The 26,442-nt window shown below is 63.7% G+C and carries 23 protein-coding genes; 10 read left to right on the forward strand and 13 right to left on the reverse strand.

The window, feature by feature from the left end; translation table 11 throughout:
- The first annotated feature begins 40 nt into the window (after nucleotides 1–40).
- From NTZ26_01535 to NTZ26_01545, 3 genes are all read left to right on the forward strand, one after another.
- A complete protein-coding gene (locus NTZ26_01535; protein MCX6559172.1) occupies nucleotides 41–235 on the forward strand; it encodes a type II toxin-antitoxin system VapB family antitoxin in 195 nt (64 codons plus the stop codon).
- A 3-nt stretch (nucleotides 236–238) separates the two neighbouring features.
- Complete coding sequence (locus NTZ26_01540) at nucleotides 239–598, forward strand: type II toxin-antitoxin system VapC family toxin (protein MCX6559173.1); 360 nt, start codon at nucleotides 239–241, stop codon at nucleotides 596–598.
- A gap of 199 nt (nucleotides 599–797) precedes the next feature.
- On the forward strand, nucleotides 798–2,093 hold the full coding sequence (locus NTZ26_01545; GenBank protein ID MCX6559174.1) for a nucleoside permease: 1,296 nt from the start codon (nucleotides 798–800) through the stop codon (nucleotides 2,091–2,093).
- 66 nt (nucleotides 2,094–2,159) lie between these two features.
- Here the strand turns inward: NTZ26_01545 and NTZ26_01550 are convergent, their stop codons facing one another.
- Genes NTZ26_01550 through udk form a run of 3 tightly spaced genes read right to left on the reverse strand, consistent with a single transcriptional unit; the run spans nucleotide 2,160 to nucleotide 4,629 of the window.
- Nucleotides 2,160–3,407 carry an adenosine deaminase family protein gene (locus NTZ26_01550; GenBank protein MCX6559175.1) on the reverse strand — a complete coding sequence of 416 codons (1,248 nt, stop codon included), beginning with the start codon at nucleotides 3,405–3,407 and terminating at the stop codon, nucleotides 2,160–2,162.
- Nucleotides 3,404–3,970, reverse strand: a complete 567-nt coding sequence (locus NTZ26_01555) for a phosphoribosyltransferase family protein (GenBank protein ID MCX6559176.1) — start codon at nucleotides 3,968–3,970, stop codon at nucleotides 3,404–3,406. Before NTZ26_01555 ends, NTZ26_01550 begins: the two co-directional genes overlap by 4 nt.
- 20 nt (nucleotides 3,971–3,990) lie before the next feature.
- Nucleotides 3,991–4,629, reverse strand: coding sequence for a uridine kinase (gene udk / locus NTZ26_01560; protein MCX6559177.1), 639 nt, complete (start codon nucleotides 4,627–4,629; stop codon nucleotides 3,991–3,993).
- A gap of 188 nt (nucleotides 4,630–4,817) precedes the next feature.
- Between udk and NTZ26_01565 the strand changes: the two genes are divergently transcribed.
- A complete protein-coding gene (locus tag NTZ26_01565) occupies nucleotides 4,818–7,931 on the forward strand; it encodes a carboxypeptidase regulatory-like domain-containing protein (GenBank protein ID MCX6559178.1) in 3,114 nt (1,037 codons plus the stop codon).
- A gap of 368 nt (nucleotides 7,932–8,299) precedes the next feature.
- Here the strand turns inward: NTZ26_01565 and NTZ26_01570 are convergent, their stop codons facing one another.
- The 9 genes from NTZ26_01570 to NTZ26_01610 all read right to left on the reverse strand — a co-directional run bounded on the left by NTZ26_01570 (nucleotide 8,300) and on the right by NTZ26_01610 (nucleotide 17,197).
- Entirely contained in the window at nucleotides 8,300–9,103 is an 804-nt protein-coding gene (locus NTZ26_01570) for a purine-nucleoside phosphorylase (GenBank protein ID MCX6559179.1), read from the reverse strand.
- 14 nt (nucleotides 9,104–9,117) lie between these two features.
- Complete coding sequence (locus NTZ26_01575; GenBank protein MCX6559180.1) at nucleotides 9,118–10,320, reverse strand: phosphopentomutase; 1,203 nt, start codon at nucleotides 10,318–10,320, stop codon at nucleotides 9,118–9,120.
- A gap of 56 nt (nucleotides 10,321–10,376) precedes the next feature.
- On the reverse strand, nucleotides 10,377–10,946 hold the full coding sequence (locus tag NTZ26_01580; protein MCX6559181.1) for a thymidine kinase: 570 nt from the start codon (nucleotides 10,944–10,946) through the stop codon (nucleotides 10,377–10,379).
- 18 nt (nucleotides 10,947–10,964) lie between these two features.
- Nucleotides 10,965–12,494, reverse strand: coding sequence for a 5'-nucleotidase C-terminal domain-containing protein (locus NTZ26_01585; GenBank protein ID MCX6559182.1), 1,530 nt, complete (start codon nucleotides 12,492–12,494; stop codon nucleotides 10,965–10,967).
- The gene (locus NTZ26_01590) at nucleotides 12,491–12,709 is read right to left on the reverse strand and encodes a hypothetical protein (GenBank protein MCX6559183.1); all 219 of its coding nucleotides are present in this window, start codon (nucleotides 12,707–12,709) and stop codon (nucleotides 12,491–12,493) included. Before NTZ26_01590 ends, NTZ26_01585 begins: the two co-directional genes overlap by 4 nt.
- 74 nt (nucleotides 12,710–12,783) lie before the next feature.
- Nucleotides 12,784–14,151 carry an MFS transporter gene (locus tag NTZ26_01595; GenBank protein ID MCX6559184.1) on the reverse strand — a complete coding sequence of 456 codons (1,368 nt, stop codon included), beginning with the start codon at nucleotides 14,149–14,151 and terminating at the stop codon, nucleotides 12,784–12,786.
- Nucleotides 14,148–14,873 (reverse strand): hypothetical protein, encoded by a 726-nt coding sequence (locus NTZ26_01600; protein ID MCX6559185.1) that lies wholly within the window; start codon nucleotides 14,871–14,873, stop codon nucleotides 14,148–14,150. Before NTZ26_01600 ends, NTZ26_01595 begins: the two co-directional genes overlap by 4 nt.
- Before the next feature lie 46 nt (nucleotides 14,874–14,919).
- Nucleotides 14,920–15,921 carry an amidohydrolase family protein gene (locus NTZ26_01605; protein MCX6559186.1) on the reverse strand — a complete coding sequence of 334 codons (1,002 nt, stop codon included), beginning with the start codon at nucleotides 15,919–15,921 and terminating at the stop codon, nucleotides 14,920–14,922.
- 136 nt (nucleotides 15,922–16,057) lie between these two features.
- Complete coding sequence (locus tag NTZ26_01610; protein MCX6559187.1) at nucleotides 16,058–17,197, reverse strand: anaerobic sulfatase maturase; 1,140 nt, start codon at nucleotides 17,195–17,197, stop codon at nucleotides 16,058–16,060.
- Between the two features lie 122 nt (nucleotides 17,198–17,319).
- Here NTZ26_01610 and NTZ26_01615 point away from each other — a divergent pair, with 122 nt between their 5' ends.
- From NTZ26_01615 to NTZ26_01625, 3 genes are all read left to right on the forward strand, one after another.
- Nucleotides 17,320–17,811, forward strand: coding sequence for a hypothetical protein (locus NTZ26_01615; GenBank protein ID MCX6559188.1), 492 nt, complete (start codon nucleotides 17,320–17,322; stop codon nucleotides 17,809–17,811).
- 209 nt (nucleotides 17,812–18,020) lie between these two features.
- On the forward strand, nucleotides 18,021–18,947 hold the full coding sequence (locus NTZ26_01620; GenBank protein ID MCX6559189.1) for a glycyl-radical enzyme activating protein: 927 nt from the start codon (nucleotides 18,021–18,023) through the stop codon (nucleotides 18,945–18,947).
- Nucleotides 18,948–18,952: 5 nt separating this feature from the next.
- Complete coding sequence (locus NTZ26_01625; GenBank protein ID MCX6559190.1) at nucleotides 18,953–21,316, forward strand: glycyl radical protein; 2,364 nt, start codon at nucleotides 18,953–18,955, stop codon at nucleotides 21,314–21,316.
- Between the two features lie 6 nt (nucleotides 21,317–21,322).
- On the opposite strand, the gene NTZ26_01630 is transcribed toward NTZ26_01625, so the two are convergent.
- Entirely contained in the window at nucleotides 21,323–23,626 is a 2,304-nt protein-coding gene (locus NTZ26_01630; protein MCX6559191.1) for a hypothetical protein, read from the reverse strand.
- A gap of 128 nt (nucleotides 23,627–23,754) precedes the next feature.
- Between NTZ26_01630 and NTZ26_01635 the strand changes: the two genes are divergently transcribed.
- The 3 genes from NTZ26_01635 to NTZ26_01645 are packed head-to-tail and all read left to right on the forward strand — an operon-like array spanning nucleotide 23,755 to nucleotide 26,435.
- Nucleotides 23,755–24,057: a carboxymuconolactone decarboxylase family protein gene (locus NTZ26_01635; protein ID MCX6559192.1), complete on the forward strand. Its 303-nt coding sequence runs from the start codon at nucleotides 23,755–23,757 to the stop codon at nucleotides 24,055–24,057.
- Nucleotides 24,054–25,652, forward strand: coding sequence for a family 43 glycosylhydrolase (locus NTZ26_01640; protein MCX6559193.1), 1,599 nt, complete (start codon nucleotides 24,054–24,056; stop codon nucleotides 25,650–25,652). Before NTZ26_01635 ends, NTZ26_01640 begins: the two co-directional genes overlap by 4 nt.
- Before the next feature lie 60 nt (nucleotides 25,653–25,712).
- Nucleotides 25,713–26,435: a redoxin domain-containing protein gene (locus NTZ26_01645; GenBank protein ID MCX6559194.1), complete on the forward strand. Its 723-nt coding sequence runs from the start codon at nucleotides 25,713–25,715 to the stop codon at nucleotides 26,433–26,435.
- Nucleotides 26,436–26,442: the final 7 nt, after the last annotated feature.

The following is a 26,442-nucleotide window of genomic DNA, read 5'->3' on the forward strand; positions in this document are numbered from 1 at the left end:
GGACTTGACAGATATGCATAATAAAGGCATATCTATGCATATGAGGACGACAATCAATATCGACGACACGATTCTTGCCAAGGCTTCGGAATTGACCGGCATTAAAGAGAAGACGGCCCTGGTCAGGACAGGCTTGGAATACCTTATCGCCCGGGAGAGCGCCAAAAGACTGGCCAGGCTCGGAGGGACGGCCAAGAACCTCGAGCCGATCCCCCGACGCAGAAGCAATTGGTGACCGATGGTCCTTGTCGACACATCCGTCTGGGTCGATCATTTCCGCCTCGGGAATCAGCGGCTGGCCGCCCTCCTGGAAAACGGGGACGTCGTTTGTCATCCCTTCATCATCGGCGAGCTTGCCTGCGGGAACCTTCCCTCTCGTACGGATACGCTCGGCTGCCTGCTTGATTTGCCCCGGACAAGGACCGCCGGCCAGGACGAAGTCATGCGCTTGATCGAAGGCCGCCGGCTTATGGGCATCGGCCTCGGTCTCATCGATGTCCATCTGCTGGCCGCCGCCCTTCTTGACGGCATCCCCGTTTGGACGCTGGACATCCCGCTTAAAAAGGCCGCCGCGAAGCTCGGCCTCGCCTTCCCCTGACTATTCAAGGTCGATCTCTTGTCCGGCGGACCCGGCGGCCGCCGCCGCGCAGGACCTGACGGGCCTGACCGACTCGCGGATGGAGCGGTTGGTCAGGATCTACCGTGAGCTGCGGATCCGATGGCTGGGGAAATACACCGGCGACATCGTCTGAGACGGATTTTTCCGGGGGCCTGAATCTGTTAGAATGAAAAACGCCATGAAACTGAAAACAAGACTAGTGATCATGAATTTTCTGCAGTTCTTCATCTGGGGCACCTGGCTTCTGACGATCGGGGCCTATTGGTTCCAGACCAAGCACTGGTCCGGCACGGAGTTCGGCGCCATCTTCTCGACCATGGGCATCGCCTCGCTGTTCATGCCCGCGATCGCCGGCGTCATCGCCGACAAGTGGGTCCGGGCGGAAAAGCTCTATGGCGTCTTTCACCTCGTCGGCGCGGCCATCCTCTTCTGCGTGCCGCTGGTCGACAATCCGACGACCCTCTTCTGGGTGATGCTGGCGAGCATGATCTTCTACATGCCCACCATCGCCCTGGCAATCACGGTCGCCTATTCCTCCATGAAGGCGGAGGGCCTGGACGTGATCAAGGCCTATCCGCCGATTCGAGTCTTCGGCACCATCGGATTCATCGTCGCCCTGTGGATCGTCAGCCTGGCGGGCTTGGAAAAATCTCCGGCCCAATTCTATGTGGCGTCGGCCGCGTCGTTGGCCCTGGGCGTGTATGCCTTCACCCTGCCGAAGTGCCACCCCCTGGGGAAAGGCGACCAACAGACCCTGGCTCAATCGCTGGGGCTGGATGCGTTTCGATTATTTAAAAACACCAAAATGGCGCTGTTCTTCCTCTTCTCCATGCTGCTGGGCGCGGCCCTGCAATTGACCAACGCCTACGGCGACACCTTTTTGCACGACTTCGCCAAAATCGATCTGTTCAAGAATACGGTGGCCGTCAAGTTTCCGGCCATCATCATGTCGATCTCGCAGATCTCCGAGACTCTCTTCATTCTGGCCATCCCGTTCTTTCTCCGGAAGTTCGGGATCAAGAGAGTGATGCTGTTCAGCATGTTCGCCTGGGTCCTGCGATTCGGCCTGTTCGCCTACGGCGACCCGGCCCAGCGGCTCTGGATGATCATCTTGTCCTGCATCATCTACGGCATGGCCTTCGACTTTTTCAACATCACGGGCTCGCTCTTCGTGGAGACGCAAAGCGCACCGAGGATCCGGGCCAGCGCCCAGGGTCTGTTCATGATGATGACGAACGGCCTGGGCGCTTTTTTAGGCGGCCGGATCAGCGGCATCGTCATAGACAAATATTTCAGGCTCAGCGGCGATCCGCTCGCGGTCCAGTTCAACTGGAAGGGGATCTGGATCACCTTCGCCCTGTACTCGCTGACCGTGGCGGTTCTGTTCGCCATCCTGTTCCGTCATCAACACGACGGCCGGCAGATGGGCAGCGCCAAGCCGTCGGAATCGTCCCTGAAGACGGAATCGGTCTGATCCCCGAGGGGGGAAATCCGGGGGCCCTTCCCCGACGACGGCATGGCCGTTGAGGGAACCGGGCGGTCAGCGCTTGCGGCCGGCTGCGGCGCGCGAGCGGGCCGCCCGCGCGAAGCGCTTTTCGATTTTCTCGTAATACTCGATGATCTGGTGCGTATATTCCCTTTTCTTGATGTAGGTCCCGGGGAAGAAGCTGCGCTTGAACCCGTAGATGATGAAGTTCTTGAGCTCGTGCGGGGTGATGCCGAAGGCCCGCACCGCCTTCTCGATTTCGTCGCTGACCGTGGTCTGCGATACGGTCCGGTTGTCGGTGCAGAAGGTGGCCGACAGCTTGGCCTTGCGCATGAGCCGGAACGAGTGCTGGGCCAGGCTGCGGATGGCGGGGTTGGTCTGCAGGTTCGAGGTCAGGCAGACTTCGATGGTGATGCGCCGATCGGCGATGTACTCGACCAGATTGGCGACATAGGCCTTCTTGTCCTTGATCTCGCGGCTCTTGATCATCCCGGCGTCGAACAGGTAGACGGCGTGGCCGAGGCGGTCGGCGTGCAGGTCGGTGATGGCCTGGAAGATGCTCTCCGGCCCGTAGGCCTCGCCGGCGTGCACCGTCTTCTTCAGGAAGTTCTTGTGGGCCAGGGCGTAGGCCTTGGCGTGGTCCTCGGCCGGGAAGCCGGCCTCGGCCCCGGCCAGATCGAAGCCGACGATGGGCAGCTTGAACTTGGTCTTGGCCTCCACTGCCGCCCGGACCAGCTCCTGCGAGGCCAGGGCGAACACGCTCTTGCGGTCGGAATGGGCGTGGACGTTGAGCAGGGTGTCGAAGTAGTGCGAGAATCCGTAGTCGAACATGCGCATGGCGCAGGCGATGATGCCGTACTCGAAGGGCGGCTCGGCGCCGCTCCTGACTTCGGCCCGGGCGTTGAACTCGTCCTTGGCCCGCAGCAGGCCCCGGTTGAGGGCGGCCATGGCCTCGATGCAGGTCATCTGGGGATTTTGGTGAAGCTGGGGCGCGAAGCGGACCTCGATGTAGCGGACCCCTTCGGCTTGGTTGTCCTGGGCCAGCTCGTAGCCCACCCGCTCCAGGGCCGGCCCCGTCTGCAGCACGGCCGTGGTATAGGCGAACCCCTCCAAATACTCGTTCAGGCTGGAGTATTTATTCTTGAAAACCAGACGGCGCAGGCCCCTCTCGTCATAGGCCGGGAGCTTGACGCCCTGCTCCCGGGCCAGCTCGATCAGGGTCGGAAGGCGGAGCGAGCCGTCCAGATGCAGATGGAGGTCGGTCTTGGGAATGGCTTCGATGAAGGCGCGGCTGATGGTCATTTGGTTCGGCGTTCCTGGATGACGCGGTTGATCTCGGGCTTGTGGCGGGCGATCTCTTCGGGGGTGAGGCCCGTCAATTCGTGGGGGAAGACGAGCCAGTTCTCGGTCGAATGGACGAAGTACTCGGGCGGCCGCCCGGTACGGTTGTTGCCGGGCTTGTAGAAGACCGTGGCCACCCGGATGTCGTGGGGCGTGTTGCGCCGCGATAGGCGGTTCAGGGAGTCGATGACGGCCTGAATGCTCAAGCCGGTGTCGTAGACGTCGTCCACGATCAGCAAGCCGTGCGCGGCGTCGGCTTTTTCGACGATGTAGTTCAGGCCGTGAACCCGGATCGTCTTGCCCCGCTGCTCGATGCCCTCGTAAGAGGAGGTGCGGATGGCGATATGGTCGGTGGCTAGGCCGTAGTGCTCGAACAGCTCCTGCACGGCGATGCCCACCGGCGTTCCGCCCCGCCAGATGCCGACGATAAAGTCGGGCCGAAAGCCGCTGTCCAGGACTTTGAGGCCGAGCCGGAAGGAATCGTCCAGCAGGTCCTGGGCTTTGATGTACTGCTTTTCAGTCATGGGGCTTCTCCGGTCGGGGCTTAGGGTTCTTCGCGGTTGCCTCCGCGCAGGCGCTGACGGATCATGGTCACCATCATGGCCGTGGAGACCGGGTTGTGGCCTTCGGGAATGATGATGTCCGCATACTTGCGGCTCGGTTCGACGAAGGCGATGTGCATGGGGCGGACCGTGCCCAGGTATTGGCCGATCACCGACTCCAGGCTGCGCTGGCGCTCCTGAAGGTCGCGCTTCAGCCGGCGGATGAAGCGCAGGTCGCTGTCCGTATCGACGAAAATCCGGACGTCCATCAGCTCGAGCAAAGCCTGCTCGCAGAAGATCAGGATGCCCTCGATGATGATGACCTTGGCCGGCTTCTTGACCAGGCCCTTGGCCAGGCGCGTGTGGGTGGAAAAATCGTAGACCGGCATCTCGATGGCCCGGCCGGCGATGAGCTCCTGGATATGCCGGACCATCAGGTCGGTCTCCAAGGCGTCGGGGTGGTCGAAATTGATCTTGGCCCGCTCGGCCAGCGGCAGGTGGCTGACGTCGCGGTAGTAGGCGTCGTGCTGGATCATGACCATCTGGGGATGATTGATGGACTCCATGATGGCATTGGCGATGGTCGTCTTGCCCGAGGCCGTGCCGCCCGCCACCCCGATGATCAGCGGCTTGCGCTTCATGCCGACAGAATAGCATATGCGGAGCGGCGAGGCAAAAAGCGAGAATAAAAAAAAGTTATTAGGAATATATTATTATCCAGTAAATATATGGATATTTATGTGCCTGAAATTTTCGCTTCCGAGTTGATTTTCAGCCCTGCCTGTAATATCATCCAGGCTACTCTATTGCCATGGGAGGACATTATTTAATGAAAAAATTTCTTGTTGCGATCGTCCTTAGTTGTTTGCTTCTGCCCGGGCTGATCCTGGCCCAGGGCGTGACCAGCGCCGCTCTTACCGGCACGGTGCTGGACTCCGACGGCAAGCCCCTGCCGGGCGCGACCGTTAAGGCCGTCCACACTCCGTCCGGAACCCCCTTCGAAACGACCACCCGCCTCGACGGCCGGTTCGACATCCTCGGGGCCCGCGTCGGCGGCCCCTACACCGTCACCGCGACCATGCCGGGATTCACGGCCCAGTCGCAGACGGACATCATCCTGAAGCTGAGCGAAAGCCGCAGCTTGAAGTTCACCCTGGCTCAGGAGAAGCTCAACGTCGACGTCTCGGTCACCGCCCCCAACCCGGTGATCAGCCAGTCGCGCACGGGCGCCGAGCAGAACATCAGCACGACCGTCATCGAGACCATGCCCTCGATCGGCCGCAGCTTCGACGACTTCGCCCGCATCTCCCCCCAGATCGACCCCCGCGGCAGCGGCGCCGTCTCGGCCGCCGGCCGCAGCAATAAGTACAACTCGATCCAGATCGACGGCGCCGTCAACAACGACCTGTTCGGCCTGAGCAGCAGCGGCACGCCCGGCCTGTCCGCCCCGATCTCGCTCGACGCCGTGCAGGAGTTCGAGATCGTCCTGGCGCCCTATGACGTGCGCTACGGCGGGTTCACCGGAGCCGGCCTGAACGCCATCACCCGCTCCGGCACCAACAGGTTCAGCGGTTCGGCCTATTACTTCGGCCGCAACGAGAATTACGTCGGCAAAGGCCCGGACAACACCAAGTACGGCACCTTCTCCGAAAAGCAGTACGGCCTCCGCCTGGGCGGCCCGATCATCAAGGACAAGCTGTTCTTCTTCCTCAGCGCCGAGATGGGACGCCGCAACGTCCCTACGACCTACGTCATCGACGACAGCGGCACCTCCAACGACTTCGGCGGGGCCAACATCACCGTCGCCGACGCCCAGCGCTTCGTCGACATCCTGAAGAGCAAGTACGGCTACGATCCCGGCGGATTCGGGGCCGGCTACCGCAAGGTCAACAACGACAACGACAAGCTCTTCTTCCGCCTCGACTATAACATCAACAGCAAGAACCGGCTGACCCTGCGCCACAACTACATCAACGGCTTGCAGGTCTTCAACCCCTCCAAGGCCTCGAGCTCGGTTTTCCCCTTCGGCGACGACTACTACACCAGCCGAAGCAAGACCAACTCGACGGTTCTCCAGTTGCACAGCACGCTCAGCCGCGACCTGTTCAACGAGCTGATCGTCAACTACACCACGATTCGCGACGCGCGTGAGATCGGCTCCGACCTCTTCCCCCAGGTCAACGTCCTGGTCAACGGCGGCTACCGCCTGACCGCCGGCTCCGAGCAGTACTCGGGCGCCAACGCTCTGAACCAGAACATCCTCGAGATCACCGACAACCTGACCTGGTCGCTGGGCAACCACATGTTGACCATCGGCACCCACAACGAGTTTTTCAAGTTCAGCAACCTCTATATCCGCAACCTTTACGGGTATTGGGAGTTCTCGAGCCTGAACAACTTCGAGAACGGGATCGCCTCGCGGTATTACCATGACTTCTACACCGCCAACCCCTCCGAGCAATGGGCGGCCGGGTTCAGCGTGGCCCAACTCGGCGGCTACGTCGGCGACAAGTGGTCCATTCGGCCTAACCTGGCCCTGACCCTCGGCGTGCGCTTGGACGTGCCGATCATCAACAGCACGCCCGCCGCCAACCCGCTGGTCAACACCGTCTTCGGCATCCGGACGGACCAGGCGGCCACGGGCAACCTGATGTTCTCGCCCCGCCTCGGCTTCAACTGGGATATGTTCAACGACAAGTCCACCCAGGTTCGCGGCGGCGTCGGCATCTTCTCCGGCCGCACTCCCTATGTCTGGATCTCCAACCAGTTCGCCAACACCGGCATGGAGTTCACCCGCCTCGACATCAAGAACCCGGCCTTTGCCTTCGTAGCGGACCCCCTGAACCAGCCCGCCGCGGGCGTCGGGACGACCAGCGAGATCGACCTGATCGATAAGGACTTCAAGTATCCCCAGGTCATGCGGGCCAACCTGGCCGTCGACCACGAACTGCCCTTCGGTATCATCGGGACCCTGGAGTTCGTCTACTCCCGCAACCTGAGTGAGATCCTCTACCAGAATCTCAACCTGCGCGCCACCGGGGAAACCGGAATGGGCGGCCGCACCATGTACAAACGCGACGTCTCGACCAGCTTCACCGACGTCATTTACCTGACCAACAGCACTCAGGGCTACCAGTACAACGTCTCGCTGCAGCTCCAGAAGAACTTCAGCGACAAGTCCTGGTTGAGCGCCTATTACACCTACGGCCAGGCCAAGGACGTCAACTCCGGCACGTCCTCCCAGGCCGCGTCCAACTTCGTCTACAACCCGATCCGCTACAACGTCAACCAGCCCGAGCTGACCTGGTCCAACTACGACGTGCGCCATCGCTTCGGCGCCGCCTTCTCCTGGCAGATCAAGCTCTTCGCCAAGGCCCCGACGAGCCTCAGCATGTTCTACGGCGCCCGCTCCGGCCGGCCGTACTCGACCACCTACAACTACTTTGACGCTAACGGCGACGGCGCCACGGGCAACGACCTGGTCTATGTGCCTGCCAGCCTGTCCGAAGTCATCTTCACCAACAGCAGCGGCGTGGCCCTGGCCGATCAGGAAGGCAACTGGGCGACGTTCGACGCGTTCATCAAGGGCGACCCCGGCCTGAACGACTATCGCGGCAAGATCGTGCCGCGCAACTCGAGCCGCGAGCCTTGGCTCCACAGCCTGGACGCTCGCCTGTCCCAGGATCTCCCGATCCCCGCCCTCAAGGACAACCAGCTTCAGCTCACGGTCGACATCATCAACCTGATCAACCTGATCGACCGCAACAAGGGTTTGTACTACTACGTCAGCAGCCAGAACGACATCCCCTGGACGAGCTACGGCATCGACGCCGCCACCGGCAAGATGAAGATCGGCTGGACGAATCGCACCAGCCGCTACGCTCTGAGCCAGCTCGGATCCCGCTGGCAGGTCCAGTTGGGCATCCGCTACAAGTTCAACTGAGGATGATCGAGCGTCCCCTGACGGGGACTTGAGACCAACAATCCCCCGGCCCCGCGGCCGGGGGATTTTTTTTGGTTCTTATCCCGATTCGGGAAACGCGGTTCGAGGTGTCGTCCCGGCGGCGCGGGTTCACCACTCCTTTTTACGCCAATCCGCTCGGCGCCTCGGAACTCCGCATTCGAGATCTCCCGGTCTTAGCGACCACCCTCTCCGTTTCGATTCCGTTAGATGGTTGCGTGCTCAAACAGCCCTCGGCGCCCGTTGGGTGCCCTCGCGGAGAGGCGTAAAAAGCCGGAACCCGCGCGGTTTCGCCGTTGGCCGACACCCCGAACCGCTGATGTTTCCCGGAGAGGGAGATGAACCTGTTTTTAGGCGAGCTGGGGCACGACTCGGTTCAGCAGGCGGATGAAGTCGCCCTTGACGCGCTCGGCGGTTTCGGTCACTTCGGAGTGGCGGAGCGGCTGGGCCGAAACGCCGGCGGCCAGGTTAGTGATGCAGGAAATTCCGGCCACGCGAAGCCCCATATGGCGGGCGGCGATGGCCTCGGCCACGGTGGACATGCCCACGGCGTCGGCGCCCAGGGCGGCCAGCATGCGGATCTCGGCCGGTGTCTCGTAGGAGGGTCCGGCCAGGCCCGCATAGATGCCGCGGCGGGCCGGGTGCCCCATTTCGAGCAGGGCGGCGACGATGATCTCCTGGAAGGCCGGATCGTAGAGGGTGCTCATGTCGGGGAAGCGCGGCCCCAGGCGATCGTCGTTCCTCCCGCGCAGCGGGTTGACGCCCGTCAGGTTGATGTGATCGCGGATGACCATCAAGTCTCCGGGCCGGAAGTCGCGGTTGATGCCCCCGGCGGCGTTGGTCAGCAGCAGGCTGCGGACCCCCAGCGCGGCCAGAACCCGCACCGGAAAGACCACCTCGTCGATCTCGTGTCCCTCATAGTAGTGGATGCGCCCCTGCAAGACGGCAACGGAAACCGAGCCGACCCGACCCAGCACCAGGCGGCCAGCGTGGCCGGCGACGCCGGCGGTTTTGAAATGGGGAATGGCGGAGTAGGCGACCCCACTCGGCTCGGCAACCGAATCGGCGAATTCCCCCAGTCCCGAACCCAGGATCACTCCCACCCGGGGCGGCAGCGGGCAAGCCGTCCTGATGAAGTCGGCCGCTTCCATCATCTGTTCATAGTGATTCACGGGGCCTCCTCGGGTCCGGCGGAGCGCATGTCGGCCAGGAAGCTCCGTCCGGGAAATTCATGCTTCAACCCGAACGCGTCCAGGATGGAAGCGCCGACGTCGGCGAACGAGCTTCGGTCGCCGAGGGCCCGCCCCGTTAGGCCGGGGGCGTAGGCCAGGAGCGGGACATATTCCCGCGTGTGGTCGGTCCCGGGAAAGACAGGATCGCAGCCGTGGTCTGCGGTGACGACCAGCATATCGCCGGGGCCGAGCCGGGGCAGGAAGGCGCCCAGCTCAAGGTCGAAGGCCTCCAAGGCCGCTCCGTACCCCTCGGCGTCGTTGCGGTGGCCGTAGAGCATGTCGAAGTCGACCAGGTTGGCGAAGAGGAGCCCCCTCCCGCCGGCCGCCCATTCCTCCCGCACCAGACTCATACCCTCGGCGTTGTCGTGGCTGGGGCGGGAGCGGCCGATGCCCTTCCCGGCGAAGATATTCTCGATCTTGCCGACCCCCGTCACGGGCCATCCGTCTCTCCGCAGGACGTCCAGCGCCGTCTCCCCGGGGGGACACATGGAGAAGTCGCGGCGATTGGCCGTGCGGCGGAACGATCCGGGAGCGCCGACGAAGGGCCGGGCGATGACCCGGCCGATCATCCAGTCGTCGCAGAGATCCCGGGTTTGCCGGCACATCTCGTAGAGATCCGGCAGGGGGATAACGTCCTCGTGGGCGGCGATCTGAAAAACGCTGTCGGCCGAAGTGTAGACGATGGGGAAGCCGCTGTGCACATGCTCCGCCCCCAGCTCGGCGATGATCTCCGTGCCCGAAGCGGCCTTGTTGCCCAACAGGCCGGCGGCCCCGGTCCGGCGCTTGAACTCGGCCAGCAGATCGGACGGAAACCCGCCGGGGAACAGGGCGAACGGCTTGTCCAGCGGCAGGCCCATCATCTCCCAGTGGCCGGCCAGGGTGTCCTTGCCGCGGGCCCGCTCGGCCATGCGCCCCCAGGACGCCAGCGGGGCAGGCGCAGGGGAGACGCCCGGGAGGGAGAGGATGTTCCCCAAGCCGAGACTGGCGAGATGGGGAAGACGCAAGCCGCCCCGGCGCTCAGCTACGTGGACCAGGGTGTTGGCCCCCGCATCGCCGTAGTCCGCAGCGTCGGGGAGCGCGCCGATGCCGACGGAGTCCAGGACGATCAGGGCGATGCGGTTGATGCGGAGAGTGGCCATCCGCCCTGACAAATAGCACAGGGCCGGCGGATAGTCAAAGGCGGGACCCGGCCGGCCTACTTGATCTCGAGCTTCTGCCCGTAGCATTTGCGGCAGACCGAGATGTACTTGTCGTTGCCGCCGATCTCGATCTGCGGACCGTCGCCGACCGGAAGGCCGTCCTTGAACTTGAGCAGCATGGTCGCCTTCTTGGAGCAGTACCAGCAGACGGCCTTGACCTCCTCGATCTTGTCGGCCAGCAGGAGGAGCGCTTCGCTGCCGCTGAAAAAATGGTTGCGGTAATCGTTCTTCAGGCCGTAGACGATGACCGGGATGTTCAATTGATCGACGATCCGGGTCAGAGAGACGACCTGTTCGCGGCTCAGAAACTGGCCCTCGTCGACCAGCACACAATCGGGCCCCACTTCCCGGGCCAGGCGCAGGATGTCGGTGCCGTCATCGATGATCTGGGCGTCGCGTTGGAGGCCCATCCGCGAGGTGATCTGGCCTCGGCCGAAGCGATCGTCGATGGCCGGAGTGAAGAGCAGGACGCGCTTGTTCTGCTCCTCGTAGTTGTGGGCGATTTTGAGGATTTCGGTGGACTTGCCCGCATTCATGGTCGAGTAGCGGAAATAAAGCTGAGCCATTTTGATCTCCCGCCCCGGTCAGTTTCCGGAAGGCGCCGGCGCCTTCTCCCAGATGGCCCGGATGATATCCCGGTAAAGCCCCAGGTCCGCGCCCTTCTCCAGGAAGCTGATCAGGTCGTCGACCGTGGTGGTTTGCAGGGATCGGCCGGGGTCTTGGTGGGTGAAGCTGGTCGAGCTGGCGATGTAGCTGGAGAGGCCGACCTTGTAGGTCCGGTCTTCGGGCAGGGGAGTCCCGTCCGGAAGGCGCAACAGGATCTCCCGGACCCGCGGGGTCGCGTCCGTGCGGACGACGTAAGTGATCCCCGACACCTGAAGGTCGATGTCGCCCCGCTTTTCGAAGGCGGCCTTGATCAGGCTCCTGATCTCGGCCGGGGTCATGGCGATCTCGACGACCTGGTTGCCGAACGGGTCCAGGGTGTACGCGTCGCGTAGGGTGATGACCTTCGGCAGCCGGCCGACCCGGATGCCGCCGTTGTTCTGGAAAGCGATATCCAGGCCGTGGGTCCGGCGGATGGCGTCGGTCATCAGGCTGCCCAGGGCGTTCATGCCGCTGATCTCGAACGGCGCTTCGGCCAAGACGCGGGCCATGGCCGGGTTGCGGCGGTATTCGGTGACCAGGGCCTTGATCGAGGCGTCCTCGTCCTTCACTTGGCCCAGGTCGATCAAGCGGCCTTGCTTCTCGACCACCCGTCCGTCCCGGAGCCACAGATCGATCCGGCCCAGGAAGAGGTTGCCGCTGCCGGCTTGGGCGATCAGCACGCCGTTGACGGTCACCGCCGGATCGACGCGGGTGTGGGAATGGCCGCCGATGATCAGGTCGAGTTCCGGCATCTGCCGGGCCAGCAGGAGGTCCTGATCATGGCCGATATGGGTCAGGGCGATCAGGACTTGGCCCTTGGCGCGCAGGCTCTTCATCTCCAGGGCCTTGGCCAGCGGCTCGCGGAAGCGCAGCCCCTTGACCCTGTCGGGGTGGGTCGAGGGCAGGCCGTTGCCGGGCTCGATCTGGATCAGGCCGAAGACGACGAGCCCGGTCCCGTTCCGGGTCTTCAGCACCGTCCACGGGCGGAGCTCCGGGAAGACGCCTACCGGCGCCTCGATGTTGGCCGAGACCATCGGGAAGCGGGACGCGAACTTGCGAACGGTCGCCAGCCCGTAATCGAACTCGTGGTTGCCGGGGCACACGACCGCGAGCCCCATCCGGCCGAGCAGATCCAGCATCGGCTCGCCGGGCGGGTCGAAGCGGTCGATGACCGGGTCGCCCGTAAAATTGTCTCCGGCCGAGACGTAGAAGACGTCGGCGCCGGTTTTCTTCTCGGCGTCGAGGATGACCTTGACCTTGGCGAAGGCGTCGATCCGGCCGTGAACGTCGTTGGAGTGGAAAATGACGATATGGGTCTCGGTCGTCGCCGCCGTCGAAGCCGGGCCGGACGGGGCGGTCGACCCGGTTGTCGCGGGCGGCAGGCCGGCGCAGGACGAGAGAATAAACGCCGCCAGCAGGGTCAGGCCGGCCAGGCGCAGCATCGATCCGGGCGAAAGGGGTCTCTTCATGACGGGGGCTCCTCCGGGACGCGGGCGCTCGTGATCAGCTCTTCGCCGCCGATCAGCTCGCCGTCCAATCCGACTTCGTGGCCGTGCCGGTCGCAGACCTTCGTCTCGCCCCGCCGGACCCGCGTCCATTCGGCGCGCGAGTATCGGCGCAGGACGTCACCGACCTTGGCGCCCGAAAAGATCTCGATTGACCGGCCGTTCACATTGATCAGCATGGGGGGCGTTCCGATTCCGAGAATCGGGAGACGATTCTAGGGGACTCGCCGGGCCGTGTCAAGGAACGCAGCCGTCAGTGAGCCGCGGCCGACGGCTTGGCTTTCCAGATGCGGGTCATGATGAAGGCTCCGATCAGGCTGAAGGGGATGATGCAGGCCACCCAGATCCAGGCATGCGAAGGCGCGTGTCCGGCGGCAGCGACCCCGTCCCAGCCGTACGTCTTCAGCACCCAGCCCAACCCGAACCCGGTCAGGCCGCTGCCGATATATTGCACGCCGTCCAGCGCCCCGGCCACGGTGGCCGCCGCCTTGCGGCCGCCGAAGTCCATGGAGGCGGTGCCCGAAAGCATCCCGTGGACGCCGAAGATAAACATGGCCGTCAGGCCCAGCAGGACGACCGCCCAGAGCTGGCCGAGCCAGGTGCCGCGGCCCAGGCTGAACCCGAGCAGCGCGAGCATGACCACCTGGACCAGATAAAACACGAAGGCCACGGGCGGCCGCCGGGACTGGAACAGCGTGTCGCTCATCCAGCCGCACAGAAGCCCGCCGAAGATCCCGCCCAACATGAAGGCCACACCCGTCCACCAGAAGAGCACATTCGTCTTCGGCAGGTGATAGACTTCGGCCAGATACTCCGTGAAGTAGAGCATCACCCCCTGGCGCACGAAGCCGGTGCAGAACTCGGCCGCGATCAGGAAAACGACGATCGGGTTGCGGAAGACCTTGGCGAACAGCGCTTTTAAAGCCAGCGGCTTGTCCTCGGCCTGGTGGGCGTTGGAGCCGTCGCCGGTGTCGAAATCGGCCTGCCCGGCGTGGCTGGGGCGGTTGCGGACGATCAGGAGATCGACCAGGAACATCGTGCCCATGGCTGCGGCCGGCACGAACCAGATGACGTTCCAGTTGGCGAAAGTCGCCAACAGGACCGAGCCGATGGTGGTGGCCAGGAAGTAGCCGGACGAGATCATGATGCCGAAGATGCCGCCGAAGATGCCCCGCTCGCGGACGTGGAACCAGGTGCTGTTGACCTTGACCACGGACAGCGCGCCGAAGCTCTGGAAGTACATGTTCAGGCTCCACAGCCAGCTCATGTTCCAGAGGACGTGGCCGGTCCAGCCGTTAAAGAACATCAGGCCGACGGCCAGGTTGAGCGTCCCGGCTCCCAGCGCCCCGATCAGGATCGCCCGGCGCCCGCCGAAGCGGTCGGCCAGCGGGCCGTTGATCATGACGCTCAAGCCGTAGGTCCAGAAGCCGAAGGTGGCGATCAAGCCCATCTGGGCCTTGTCCAGGTGGTACAGGGCCCCGATGTCGTTTTTGACGACGTTGAAGTTGTAGCGGCCCATGTACATGGTCGCGTAGGTCAGGCCCAGCGGGAACCAGTTCAGGAAGCGCCGGCGCCGGAAGGCGCGCGAATGGCCGAGCGGGTTGCGCGAAAGCAGGCTCATGATCTCACCTCCTGCCGGCGGGTCCACAGCATGGTCAGCACCTCCTCCAGGTGGGCGCCCAGCACCTCCGGTTGGTCGGTCTTTTCGGGCATGTTGTCGAACACCGCATACGGGATCCGGCCGCCGGGAAGATGGATGAATCCGGGATCCGTCCCCTTGAAGCGGTCCCAATCCACGTCCTTGTACAGGCGCTCCAATTTGGCGTCCGGCAGGCCGTGCTCCAGGATCGAATCGGGGCGGTCGGGGTTGAAGCGGCGGCGGTTCTTGCGCAGGGATTCCTCGTAGGGGACGTCGATGTAGAGGATGCCGGCCTGGTCGAGGATGGCCGGCGAGAGGTGGCGGAAGGCCGATTCGTATCCGCCGTGTTCGGTGCCCCGGCTGAACTCGATCAGGGTCGTCTTCGTCTCGGCCTGGTCCTTGTCCCGCCGCTTCTTCTGGTATTCGAGGGAGATGCGCTCGATGAGCAGGTCCCACTGATACGGATGGAGGAAATAGCCGTCGGAGTCGGAATGAACGCGCGGCTGGTGCAAGATCTTTTCCAGGATGGCGTCTTCTTCAAACCAGGTCCAGAGCATGGGGAAGTCGTCGATCTCGTCGAGGCTTCCGACGTGAAAGCGCGCCAGGCGCTCCGGGGCCGGGGTTTTCTTCAGGTAATCGATGACTTCCGACTTGCCCGAGGCCGGGCGCCCCAGAAGGATGAGGATCTCGAAATGCTCTCTCATCGGCGGCTCCTTTGAGACGATGTTATGGACGAAACGGGGGTCGGAGTCAAGCCTGGGCCGGTCCGGAGTCCTCTCGGTTTCCGAACCACATCCGCTCGGCGTTCTCCGAGGCGATCCGCCGGGCCGCCTCCGAGCCGAGCCGGCGGAACAGCCCGTTGTAGCGGGACAGGGTCTTGCCCAGGTGGTCGAAGTGCCCGCACAGGTCGGAGCCGATGAAGAAGCGGTCCGGGTGGCGGAGCAAAAAATCCAGCCAGTGCTTTTTGGGCTCCCCGTCCGTGCAGATCACGTCGTCGTAGACGACCCAGGAGATGTCGCCGAAGAGATTGGGGCGCTCCTCGATCAGCGCCTCCACCATGCGATGGTACTGCTTGTGCGAGACCCGGCGCGAAATGCCGCAGTGGGCCCAAACGAAGGTGGTTTTGGGGAACTTGGCCAGGATCTCCTCGACCTCGTGCAGGTGCTCGTAGTCGTCGTGGATGCTGACCGAGGTGCTGTTTTGGTGCAGGAGGACGGGCAGCTTCCGCTCGCCGCAGAGCGCGTAGATGTCGAACAAGGCCGGGTGGTTGGCCCGGGCCACTTCCTCGTTGGTCAGGTTGGTCAGGTCGTCGTGGCGGCAGAGAATCTCGCCCACGCCGCGCCAGAAGGGGTAGGCCTTGAGCATCCGCTCGACGTCGCGGACGGCGTAGCGGTCGGTCGGGTTGAAGCCGCAGATGAGCGGGGCGAAGCGGGCTTGCTCGGCCGTCGACAAGCCTTGTAGGGCCGAGGCTAGAATCTCGTCGGTGCGATGGTAATAGTAGCAGCGGGAATTGTCGTCCAAGTAATAGTGAGGCGGCCGGGACTCGTAGGACTCCCATTTCTTCTTCACCGGCAGGCCGAACAGGACGGCCTTGGCGATGTTGCCGGCGTCCATGGCCTGGAGCAGGCTCTTCAGGCCGTCGGATTCCTGGATGAAGTCGACGAAGTGGAGATGGGCGTCGATGATCGGGAGGAGCGGACGCTCCTCGGCGTGGCCGGTCGCCTTTTCGTGGAAGCGGGCATGGTAGCTCATGAGGGGCTCCGCTCCAGTGCGGTCAAGCGGCCGCGATTGGTCGAGATTTTCAGCATGGCTCTCTGGGCGAAAATATAGGCTCGAATGCAGCCGGTTGCAAGGGGTATATTCGGTCCTGATCCCAAGGCCGTCGGACTTAATCCCTCTGTTTTTCCCGCCACTCGGCGGCCAGGCCTTTGAAAACCGGGTCGGCGTGGGCGAAGAACTTTTTATAGCCGGCGCAGAAATGGCTTAGGCCTCGATCGCGCGGATCGCGGAGGCGGTCCTTGGGGCAGCCGCCCCGGCAGAGGCTCTTCCATGCGCAGGCCGCGCAGGGGGCGGGTAGGGCCGCCTTGGCCGCGCCGAAGCTCTTTTGGCGGGCCGAGTTCAGCATGTGGACGAGCTTGCCCTCGAGGACGCTGCCCAGCTTCCAGCGCTCTTCGACAAAGAAGTCGCAGGCATAGACTCCGCCGTCATGCTCCACGACTAGGTAGGTCCCGCATTCGGGGAGGAGGACGCAGTCGGGGGGCTCGCGGTCGACATATAGAAAGAAGAGCGAATCGAACGTGCGGATGAACGTGGTCGGCTCCTCATTCCGGAAGTCGCCCCGCCAGAGATCGAAGATCCGGATGAGGAAGTCGCCGTAGGCCTCTCCCGAGACCGAAAAATCGGCCGCCCGCCCCGGGTCCGCCGGATCGGTCTCGATGCAGGGAATGAACTGCATGTGGACAAGGCCGAGGCCCTTGTGGAAGTCGTAGATTTCTTCGGGGAAACGGGCCGAGTGGGCGTTGACGACGCTCAAGGCGTTGGTCTGGACGCCCGAGTCCAATAGCATCTTGGTCCGGTCGACGACTTCGGCCCAGGTCGGTTGGCCGCCCACACGCCGGCGGGCCTGATCATGGATGTGCTCCGGCCCGTCCAGCGAAAGCCCGACCAGGAACTGATAGTCGCGCAGGAAATCAGCCCAGCGGCGGTCAAGCAGGAGGCCGTTGGTTTGGAGCCCGTTGCCGACGGATTGGCCCCGGCCGTGTTTCATCTGCAGGCGGAGTGCCCGCTCGAAGAACGGCAGGCCCATCAGCGTGGGTTCTCCGCCCTGCCAACCGAAGGAAACCGACGGCACCGTCTGGGCGAGCATCTGGCGGATCGTCTCCTCCAACACCTCGTCACTCATGCGGTGGAGCGCCGCCGCGGGAAAAAGGGCGTCCTTCTCCCGGTAGAAGCAGTAGCCGCAGGCCATGTTGCAATCGGGGCCGGCCGGCTTGATGAGAAGGGAGGAAAGAGGCTTCCGTCTTTTCATGGTCCTTTCTTTACTTTACCCGACCGGCGGGGCGTGCGTCGAGTCTTGTGTTTTCAGCCCCGGGGGAATATTCTAAAACCACAATCGAAGCTACCATTCAGCCGCCAAGGGAGGCCAAGAAGATGAAAAGCCGCTCAATAATCTCATCCGGACGATTTGGAAAAGTCGGGACGGGCTTTGTCGCCTTGTTCGGCTTTCTGGGCGCCATGCTGATCGGCTCGAGCCTTCTTGCCGCTGTTCCCCAAGACCAGCGGCATATCGGGGAAGAGATCCTGTTGGAAGCTCTCTTGGGGCCGCGGCAATTGATGGTCCGCGTCGCGACCGGGGGATGCACCGGCAAGGACTCGTTTAAAGTCGAGATGGTTAAGATGCCCAGCGCGTCGCCGCAGTCGGCGCCGCACTATGTCCTGACGCTGAACAGGATCAAGTCCGATGATTGCAAGGCGTTCTTCCCGAACGGGACTCCCGTCCTCTTTGACTTGGAGAAGGAACTGGGGTTGACCGGCATCTTCACTTATTCGCTGGCCAACAAGATCTACTCACCGCCCGGAACCGGTGCCTCCGAGGAGTCCTTTTTCGGCATCATCAAGAAGTATTTCACGATCAAGAATTGATCTCTATAAGCGGAAGAAAATCGATCGCTCTTTACCGCGTCCACGGATCAATCGAGACAGATCTCGTATGGGATCACGATCTCCAGTAATCCAAGGCTTCTTATCGAGTGTTGCCAGCTCATCTGATATCTGATATATTACGAATCGGGGTGCCCTTTGACCCTGTAACTTATTCAATTCACTACGAATCGATGCCAATAATGCGAACCATGGACCGGCCTGAATCGCCCAAGGGCCTGGTCTTTGACGTTAAGCGCTTTGCCCTGCATGACGGCCCCGGCATCCGGACGACCGTCTTCCTCAAAGGATGCCCGCTCCATTGTCTGTGGTGCCACAATCCCGAAAGCATCGCCCGCGGCCGCGAAATTCTTGCCCGCTCGACCCGCTGCACCCGCTGCCACGCCTGCATCGCCGCCTGTCCCCGTCGGGCGATCGCCAAGGGGACGAACGGCGGTGCGGCGGCCGTCGATCGATCCAAGTGCGACCTCTGCGGCAAGTGCGTCGAAGCCTGCGCCTACGAGGCGCTGGCGATCGTCGGCCGCGAGTCGTCCGTCGACGCTCTCGTGGCCGAGGTCGAACGCGATCGGTTGTTCTATGAACAGTCCGGCGGGGGAGCCACCGTATCCGGCGGTGAGCCGCTTCTTCAACCGGAATTCGCGGCCGCCCTCCTCGCAGCCCTGCGGGTGCGCGGCTTCCATACCGCTCTCGACACCTCGGGGCAGGCGCCCTGGCCCGTCCTCGATCGCGTGGGCGCCGAAGCGGATCTCATCCTTTATGACCTCAAGCTTATGGACGACGCCCGTCACCGGGAGTTTACCGGCGCTTCCAACCGGTTGATCCTGGAAAATCTATGCAACCTGGCCGGGCTGGGCAAGCCCGTCCATGTCCGAATCCCCTTGGCCGCCGGGGCCAACGACGACGACGCCAACATCCGGGCCGCGATCGAATTTCTCCGGCCCCTCCCGGCCGTGCGCCGCATCGATCTTCTGGCCTACCACAAGGGCGGCCAGGAAAAATACCGCAGCTTGGGGCAGGAAAACTGCTTCCGCCTTTTCGCCCCGCCGTCCGACGAGCGGATGGGGGCCGTCCGGCGGGCCTTCGCCGACGCCGGTTTCACCGTCACCATCGGAGGCTGATCATGATGACCGCCCGCGTTAAAAAGCTCCGCGACCAGAGCCTGAGGGCCGTTCCGTCGATTTCCGGCGAGCGGGCCAAGCTGATCACGGAGTTCACCAAGAGCCCGGAGGCCGGCCGCGTCTCGCCGGCCGTCCAGCACGCCCTGGCCTTCAAACACATCCTGGCCCACAAGACGATCGTCTTCAACCCCGGCGAGCTCATCGTCGGTGAGCGGGGCCATGCCCCCAAGGCCACTCCGACCTATCCCGAAGTCACCTGCCACAGCGTCCAGGACCTCCGCATCCTCGACTCGCGGCCGATGACTTCGTTCAAATGCGACGCCCGGACCATCGCCCTTTACGAGAAGGAGATCATTCCCTTCTGGCGCGGCCGCTCCATCCGGGACCGGATGATGGAGGAGCTGCCGGCCGAGTGGAAGGCGGCCTACGGCGCCGGCGTGTTCACCGAGTTCATGGAGCAGCGGGCCCCCGGGCATACCGTCCTCGACGACAAGATCTACCGCAAGGGCATGCTCGACTTCATCGCCGACATCGAGGCCGCGATCGGCCGGCTGGATTTCCTGAACGATCCCGAGGCCCTGGACAAACGCGGGGAGCTCAAAGCCATGCGGATCGCGGCCGAGGCCGTCATCCTGTTCGCCCGCCGCCACGCCGACAAAGCCCGCGATCTGGCGGCCAAGGAGAAGAGCCCCGAGCGCAAGAAGGAATTCCTCAAGATCGCCGAGGTCTGCGACTGGGTCCCCGCCCACGCCCCGCGAAATTTCCATGAGGCCCTGCAGGCGTACTGGTTCGTCCACCTCGGCGTCATCACCGAATACAACACCTGGGATTCCTTCAACCCCGGCCGCCTCGACCAGCACCTCTGGCCCTTCTACAAGCAGGGGCTCGACGACGGCTCGTTGAGCCGCGAGTCGGCGGCCGAGCTGCTGCAGTGCTTCTGGGTCAAATTCAACAACCAGCCCGCCCCGCCCAAGGTCGGCGTCACGGCCGAGGAGAGCGGCACTTACACCGATTTCGCCCTGATCAACGTCGGCGGCTTAAAGGCCGACGGGTCGGATGCGGTCAACGATCTGTCCTACCTTCTCCTCGACGTCATCGAAGAAATGCGCATCCTCCAGCCCAGCTCCATGGTCCAAATCTCGGCCAAAGGCCCCGACAGCTTCCTCTGGCGGGCCCTCAAGATCGTCAAGACCGGCTTCGGCCAACCCTCGATCTTCAACACCGACGCCATCGTCAAGGAGCTGGTCCGTCAGGGCAAGTCCTTCCCCGACGCCCGTGACGGCGGGGCCAGCGGCTGTGTTGAGGCCGGGGCCTTCGGCAAGGAAAACTACACGTTAACCGGGTACTTCAACATCCCCAAGGTCTTCGAGCTGACCCTTAACGATGGGTACGACCCGAGGACCAAGCAACAGCTCGGCCCCAAGACCGGCGACCCGGCCAAGTTCAAGACCTATGAGGAGCTGTTCGCCGCTTTCGAGATTCAGCTTCGCCATTTCATCGACGTCAAGATCGCGGGCAACGCAATCATCGAACGGCTTTTTGCCATGGTCCTGCCCGCTCCGTTCCTGTCGATCCTGATTGACGACTGTGTCGCCAATGGCCGGGACTACCACGCCGGCGGAGCCCGCTACAACAGCAATTACATCCAGGGCGTCGGGCTGGGCTCGATCACCGACATCCTGGCCGCGGTCAAAACTCACGTTTTCGAGCGCAAGACGCTGTCCATGAAGAAGCTCGGCGAGGCGCTGGCGGCGAACTTCGCCGGCCGGGAGGACCTGCGGCAGACTCTGCTCCTCAAGTCGCCCAAGTTCGGCAACGACGACGACGCGGCGGACAACATCGCCAAGGCCGTCTTCGAAGCCTATTTCTCGGCCATCGACGGCCGGCCCACCGTGCGCGGCGGGAAATATCGGGTCAATCTTTTACCGACGACCGTCCACGTCTATTTCGGCAAGGTCACCGGCGCCACTCCCGACGGCCGCAAGGCGGGCGAGACTTTGAGCGAAGGCATCTCGCCGGTCCAGGGCTCGGACCACAAGGGTCCCACCGCGGTCCTCAAGTCGGCGGCCAAGATCGACCATGTCCGCACCGGCGGCACGCTGCTCAATATGAAGTTCACGCCCCAGCTTTTAGCCGACGAGGAGGGCCTCCGAAACGTCGGTCACCTCGTCCGGACCTATTTCAAGATGGACGGGCACCACATCCAGTTCAACGTGGTCACCGCCGAGACCCTGCGCGAGGCCCAGAAGCATCCCGAGAAGTTCCGCGACCTGATCGTCCGCGTCGCGGGCTACAGCGACTACTTCCTGGACTGCTCGGTCGACCTGCAGAACGAGATCATCCGCCGCACTGAGCACATGGGCTTCTAGAGCTAGCTATTTCACGAAAGCCGGGATCGCGAGATCGACTTCGCGCGGCGCGCCCTTGTCGAAGACGACCCGGACCCGCCGCCCGGCTCCGGTCGTGTCGACCAGCGTCCAGCCGCCTTTCTTTTCCGGCCGGACTTCAACCGCGTCGATCCCGAAGGCCATCTTCCGGGCCCGGTCCACATAGACCTGGCCGTAGTGATCGATGATCCGGTTGGCGGCTTCGGCGGCCGCGCCGTTCCCCCAGTCGTAAATGGTGAAGACACCCATGCCTTCACCGGCCGGGCTGGTCTTGCCGCCGTGGCCGTAGTTCTCCATGGTGAAGCCGTAGTCGGCCGGTCCGAACCAGGGATAGACTTTCTCCCACATCGCCTTGACCTCGGGATTTTCCGGCGCGTACATCATGATGAATCCGGCCCGCAGGGCGGCGATGCCGCGCTCGAAGTAGGCCGGCTCCCCGACCGCGCGGTAGTAGTCCAGGAACAGCTCCGCGAACAGCGTTTCGCGCGAGTCGTTCCATTCGCCGTCAGCGTTCATGACTCCGAAGCCGCCCAGGGCCGGGACATGGATGAAGGGCGGCTGCCAGACCTGCTGGGCCATGGACAGCTCGTCCAGCGTCCTTCGCCCCCAGGCCAGATACTCGTCCCGGCCGGTCGCGCGATAGGCGGCCAACAGGGCCTCGGCGGTCCAGTACATGGAAAGAGTGTTTTGTTTGTAGAGGGCGTTGCGCTCGATCTTGCGGCCAAGCTGGGTGTCCCGCCCCCAGGAGCAGCAGGACCAATAGGTCTCGAAGTCCTCCCAGCGTCCGGCCGGGACGATCTCGCGGATGACGGCGTCCAGGGCTTTGAGGCCGGCGGCCCGGTACTTTTTTTGGCCCGTGATCGCGGCCAGTTCGAGGAGGAAGGAGGCGCTCTGGCTTGTCTCCGGGGTCCGGTTCATGACCTGCCCGGCGGTCTTGGTCCGCGGATCGACCCAGCCGGGGAAGAACCCGTCCGCGTCTTGGAGCTTCAGCAGGGCCTGGGCATAGGTCTGGGCGTACTCTAACAGCCGCGGGTCAGGCTCGAGCTCCTTGTACCAGCGTAGCATCTGGGAGGCCGTCCAGCTGGCATCGAGGATGTGGATCCAGTCCGCCGTGATGCCGTGCTCGGCCGGCCGGCGGTCGGAATTGGTCCAATAGGCCTTATCCCAGCCCTGGGGGCGGAGGACTTTCTTTCCGCCCGCCTCGACTTCGATGTTGTCGGTGCGGATCACCGAAGGGAACAAGCCGTCCGTCTGGGGTGCGGCGAGCGCCAGCTCCTTAGCCAGGCGGGCTTTCCGCAGATACTCGCCGTTCCCGGTTCGGCGCCCGAATCGGTAGAGGCCCGAGGCGCTCCGAAGCGACGAGAACCAAGCCTGGTTCCAGATGGAGAGAAATTCGCGCTGGTACCAAGGCTCGGAGGAATTCGGCGACTGCGAGACGTTGACGATGAACTGGGGCGCTCCGACCTTGCGGCCGCCAAGCTCGAATTCCTGCCATACGGCCGGGCCCCATGATCCGAAAGCCCAGGCGTAAGTCCGCTCCACATAGCGATCCAGCGGAGCCCGGATCGGTTCCCCGGATTCGAGAAGAGGCCGGCCCCACCGCGTCCACAGGAAATCAGCCGCGCGACGCCAGGGATCGGCCGTCGGCGAGATCCCAAGCGAAGCCAGCACGAAAAAGGCGATCTCGACGGTGCCCGGACCGAATTTCTGGCCCGGCCTCTTTTTGTACAAGACATGAATCGGGATGTCGGTCAAGGTCATGCCCAGACGCGCTTCCCCCGCGGGTGCGTCGTAGTCCAGGAACCAGGGGTTCCCGTCCGTCCGTCCGACAAGATCGAGGTCGGGGACGATGGCCAACGATGTCCCGCCCAGGGCGGTGATCAGCGCCGGCGAACGGAAGACGTGTTGGGCGACGACAAAGCCCGGCTCCGGCGCCAGATGAGGCGCCCACCAGAAGTCCGGCTTGAGGCGCCAGCGGAAGGCTATCGAGAGCTCATCCTGGGGCGTCTCCAGAGCGACGGCCCAGCTCGCCGAGACGCGGACGGTCTCGCCGTCGAGGTTCCCGACGACGATGCGGTCCGGCACCCGTCCGGCCAGCGTCGGGATGGAGAGGTCCGCCCAGGGCGTGCCGGCGATCGCTATCCGGTAACCGGCGCCCTCGGCTTCGACCTTTAAAAGAGACGGCGCGCCGGCCGGCCCGGGCCGGGGAAGCATGGCCCCGGCCGCGGCGACGGCCGCGATCAGGCAGGTGCATGGGATGATGGCCGGGCGAAGGCAGCGGCGGATAGTCATGGCGCTCTCCTCGATGGCGGCATTTTATCATCTTCCTGCTCCGGATTCCTCCCGCTGGGCCGGTTGGAGCGGCTCGGCTGCCTTTGGTATCATAGAGGAGATTCATGTCATCGACGAGGAGACCCCCTATGCCCGACCATCCGCTGGCTTCGCTGGAAAAGCTCGACCCCGAATTCATGAAGAAGATCGCGGAGATGAACGCCTTGGTCTATGCCGACGGCGCCCTGCCGCGGAAGTTCAAGCTCTTGATGGCTCTGGCTTTCGATGCCGCCCACGGGGCGGTCAACGGCGTCCGGTCGCTGGGCGCCCAGGCCCTGGCCGCCGGCGCGACGCAGGCCGAGATCGCCGAAGCCCTGCGCGTCGCTTACCAGCTATCCGGCGTCGGGTCGCTCTATGTTGCGGCCCACGGCCTTAAGGATTGCCTCGGATGACGGTTGGAACCAGGCGTCTGGCCGCGGCCTCGCTCGCGGCCGGCTTGGCTTTGACCGGTGCCGCCGTCTTCAGCGGCTCGGCGCCCGCGGCCGATCGGGCGGCCCGGGTCAAGGCCGAAGCCCAGCCGCTGGCCGACCGGGGCAACGGGACCTACCTCAACCCAATCCTGCCCGGTGTCTATCCCGACCCGTCCGTCGTCCGGGTCGGATCGGATTATTACCTGACCAATACCCCGGGGACGGCCGTGCCCGGCCTCCTGGTTTGGCACTCCCGCGACCTGGTCAATTGGCGGCCGTTGGGACCCGCCCTGACCAAAGCGGTCGGCGATGTCTGGGCGCCCGACATCGGATATTGGAAAGACGAGTTCTTCATCTATTTTCCCGCCCTGGTCACGGACCCCGACGGCAAAAAGCGCCGCACGAATTTCGTCATCACCGCCAAGGACGCAGCCGGCCCTTGGAGCGATCCGATCGACCTTCGCGTCGGTGGCATCGACCCTGGGCATGTCGCCGACGAAGCCGGCCGGCGTTATCTCTATCTCTCGGACGGGATGATGGTCCGCTTGTCTCCGGACGGCCGGCGGGTCGAAGGCGCCCCGGTCAAGCTCTATGACGGCTGGCCGATCCCGCGGGAATGGAACATCGAGTGCATGTGCCTGGAGAGCCCCAAGCTCTTCAAGCGGGGAAAATTCTTTTACCTCATCTCGGCCCAGGGTGGGACGGCCGGGCCATCGACCAGCCATATGATTGTCGTGGCCAGGGCGGAGACGCCGTCCGGCCCGTGGACGAATATGCCTGGAAACCCCCTTCTCCGGACGAAAAGCCGGGCCGAGCGCTGGTGGTCCCAAGGCCACGGCACCATCCTCGAGGCCGCCGACGGGAAGTGGTGGATGCTCTACCACGGCTACGAAAACGGCTTCCGCACGCTCGGTCGATCCACCCTCCTCCTCCCCGTGGAGTGGACGCCGGACGGCTGGCCTCGCGTCCCGACCGGGGTTGATCCCGGGGGGGCCATCCGGAAGCCGACCGGCGAGAACGTGGGCCACGGCTTCCCGCTGTCGGATCCGTTCACGGCGGCGGGCTTGGGCTTGCCCTGGCGGCGCTGGGACGCGAGCGAAAGCCCGGACGATTTCCAGGCGGGCGGCGGCGCCCTGCGGATGAAGGCTCGGGGGAAATCTCCGGCGGAAGCGGCCATTCTGACCGTTATGGCCTTGAATCATTCGTACGAGACTCAGGTCGAAATGGAAGCGCCCTCCTCCACCGAGGCCGGGCTGCTCCTCTTTTATGACGGCCAGGCCTTCGGCGGGATCGGGATCAAGGACGGGACAGCGACTTCGTATCTTCGCGCCCGGCCTTGGGAAACGCTGCCCGCGCCGGTGGGCCGTGTCTATCTGAAAATCCGGAACACGGCCCACGATGTCGAGCTCTTCATCGGCTCCGACGGCCGGACCTGGACCAAGCTCGAAGGCGGGCTGGAGATGTCCGGCTACCACCACGAGACGTTCCGGACCTGGGGGACCCTCAAAATCGCCCTTTTCGCGGCGGGGGAGGGGACCGTCGTTTTCCGTGACTTTCGGTATCTTGGATTGAAGTAAGGGGAGGGAACGCATCCCGCCTGGATTGGGTTAGAATATGATCGAAGGGAGAACACGGCTATGAAGAAAACGCATTTGTTTCGTCCGGTCCTGATCCTGGCCTTGGCGGCCGCCCTCCTGGGCGCCGGCTCGGTGTCCGCGCAGGACCTCAAGCCCGTGACTCTGGGCCAGACCATGCCCAACTTCGCCCTGCCCGTCTTCCAGGGCGGCGAGGCGAGCATCGCGGGCCTGGCGGGCAAGAATATCCTCTTGATTTTCCCCCGCGGCCTGGCCGGTGAGAACCACTGGTGCCACGTCTGCAACTACCAGTATGCGGACCTCACGGCGCTGGAGAAAGAAACCGGCTTCCGCAAGTCTCACAACCTCGAGGTGCTCTTCGTCCTACCCTATTCCCGGGCCATGGTCCAGGATTGGGTGGACGATTTCGCTGACCAGCTGAACGACATCGAAGCCTGGAAAAACCCCGCCGACGCCGACAAGCTGGACGAGAAAGGGAAGGCCCGCCTCCTTCTGATGCGGACCGCCTTCCCCCGCCGCCTCCTCTATGAGAAGGGCCATATCCCCCTGCCGTTCCCCATTCTGATCGATGACGGGGCCAAGGTCTCCAAGGGGCTGGGTCTCTTCACGCTGGACTGGGGCGGATCCAAGATCGAGCAGAACGTCCCCACCGTGCTCTTGATCGACGCGAAGGGAGCCGTCCGCTTCAAGTACATCAGCCAGACGACCTTCGACCGCCCCCAGGCCGAGTACCTGTTGAAGTTCCTCGAAACGATCATGAAGTGACTGCGCC

Source organism: Candidatus Aminicenantes bacterium, from assembly GCA_026393855.1.
In the GTDB taxonomy this organism is placed as follows: Bacteria; Acidobacteriota; Aminicenantia; order Aminicenantales; family UBA4085; genus UBA4085.

Excerpts from the sequence above, each read along its gene's own strand:
- NTZ26_01535 (MCX6559172.1), top strand. The coding sequence starts at position 41 with ATGAGGACGACAATCAATATCGACGACACGATTCTTGCCAAGGCTTCG.
- NTZ26_01540 (MCX6559173.1), top strand. The coding sequence starts at position 239 with ATGGTCCTTGTCGACACATCCGTCTGGGTCGATCATTTCCGCCTCGGG.
- NTZ26_01545 (MCX6559174.1), top strand. The coding sequence starts at position 798 with ATGAAACTGAAAACAAGACTAGTGATCATGAATTTTCTGCAGTTCTTC.
- NTZ26_01550 (MCX6559175.1), bottom strand. The coding sequence starts at position 3,407 with ATGACCATCAGCCGCGCCTTCATCGAAGCCATTCCCAAGACCGACCTC.
- NTZ26_01555 (MCX6559176.1), bottom strand. The coding sequence starts at position 3,970 with ATGACTGAAAAGCAGTACATCAAAGCCCAGGACCTGCTGGACGATTCC.
- udk (MCX6559177.1), bottom strand. The coding sequence starts at position 4,629 with ATGAAGCGCAAGCCGCTGATCATCGGGGTGGCGGGCGGCACGGCCTCG.
- NTZ26_01565 (MCX6559178.1), top strand. The coding sequence starts at position 4,818 with ATGAAAAAATTTCTTGTTGCGATCGTCCTTAGTTGTTTGCTTCTGCCC.
- NTZ26_01570 (MCX6559179.1), bottom strand. The coding sequence starts at position 9,103 with ATGATGGAAGCGGCCGACTTCATCAGGACGGCTTGCCCGCTGCCGCCC.
- NTZ26_01575 (MCX6559180.1), bottom strand. The coding sequence starts at position 10,320 with ATGGCCACTCTCCGCATCAACCGCATCGCCCTGATCGTCCTGGACTCC.
- NTZ26_01580 (MCX6559181.1), bottom strand. The coding sequence starts at position 10,946 with ATGGCTCAGCTTTATTTCCGCTACTCGACCATGAATGCGGGCAAGTCC.
- NTZ26_01585 (MCX6559182.1), bottom strand. The coding sequence starts at position 12,494 with ATGAAGAGACCCCTTTCGCCCGGATCGATGCTGCGCCTGGCCGGCCTG.
- NTZ26_01590 (MCX6559183.1), bottom strand. The coding sequence starts at position 12,709 with ATGCTGATCAATGTGAACGGCCGGTCAATCGAGATCTTTTCGGGCGCC.
- NTZ26_01595 (MCX6559184.1), bottom strand. The coding sequence starts at position 14,151 with ATGAGCCTGCTTTCGCGCAACCCGCTCGGCCATTCGCGCGCCTTCCGG.
- NTZ26_01600 (MCX6559185.1), bottom strand. The coding sequence starts at position 14,873 with ATGAGAGAGCATTTCGAGATCCTCATCCTTCTGGGGCGCCCGGCCTCG.
- NTZ26_01605 (MCX6559186.1), bottom strand. The coding sequence starts at position 15,921 with ATGAGCTACCATGCCCGCTTCCACGAAAAGGCGACCGGCCACGCCGAG.
- NTZ26_01610 (MCX6559187.1), bottom strand. The coding sequence starts at position 17,197 with ATGAAAAGACGGAAGCCTCTTTCCTCCCTTCTCATCAAGCCGGCCGGC.
- NTZ26_01615 (MCX6559188.1), top strand. The coding sequence starts at position 17,320 with ATGAAAAGCCGCTCAATAATCTCATCCGGACGATTTGGAAAAGTCGGG.
- NTZ26_01620 (MCX6559189.1), top strand. The coding sequence starts at position 18,021 with ATGGACCGGCCTGAATCGCCCAAGGGCCTGGTCTTTGACGTTAAGCGC.
- NTZ26_01625 (MCX6559190.1), top strand. The coding sequence starts at position 18,953 with ATGACCGCCCGCGTTAAAAAGCTCCGCGACCAGAGCCTGAGGGCCGTT.
- NTZ26_01630 (MCX6559191.1), bottom strand. The coding sequence starts at position 23,626 with ATGACTATCCGCCGCTGCCTTCGCCCGGCCATCATCCCATGCACCTGC.
- NTZ26_01635 (MCX6559192.1), top strand. The coding sequence starts at position 23,755 with ATGCCCGACCATCCGCTGGCTTCGCTGGAAAAGCTCGACCCCGAATTC.
- NTZ26_01640 (MCX6559193.1), top strand. The coding sequence starts at position 24,054 with ATGACGGTTGGAACCAGGCGTCTGGCCGCGGCCTCGCTCGCGGCCGGC.
- NTZ26_01645 (MCX6559194.1), top strand. The coding sequence starts at position 25,713 with ATGAAGAAAACGCATTTGTTTCGTCCGGTCCTGATCCTGGCCTTGGCG.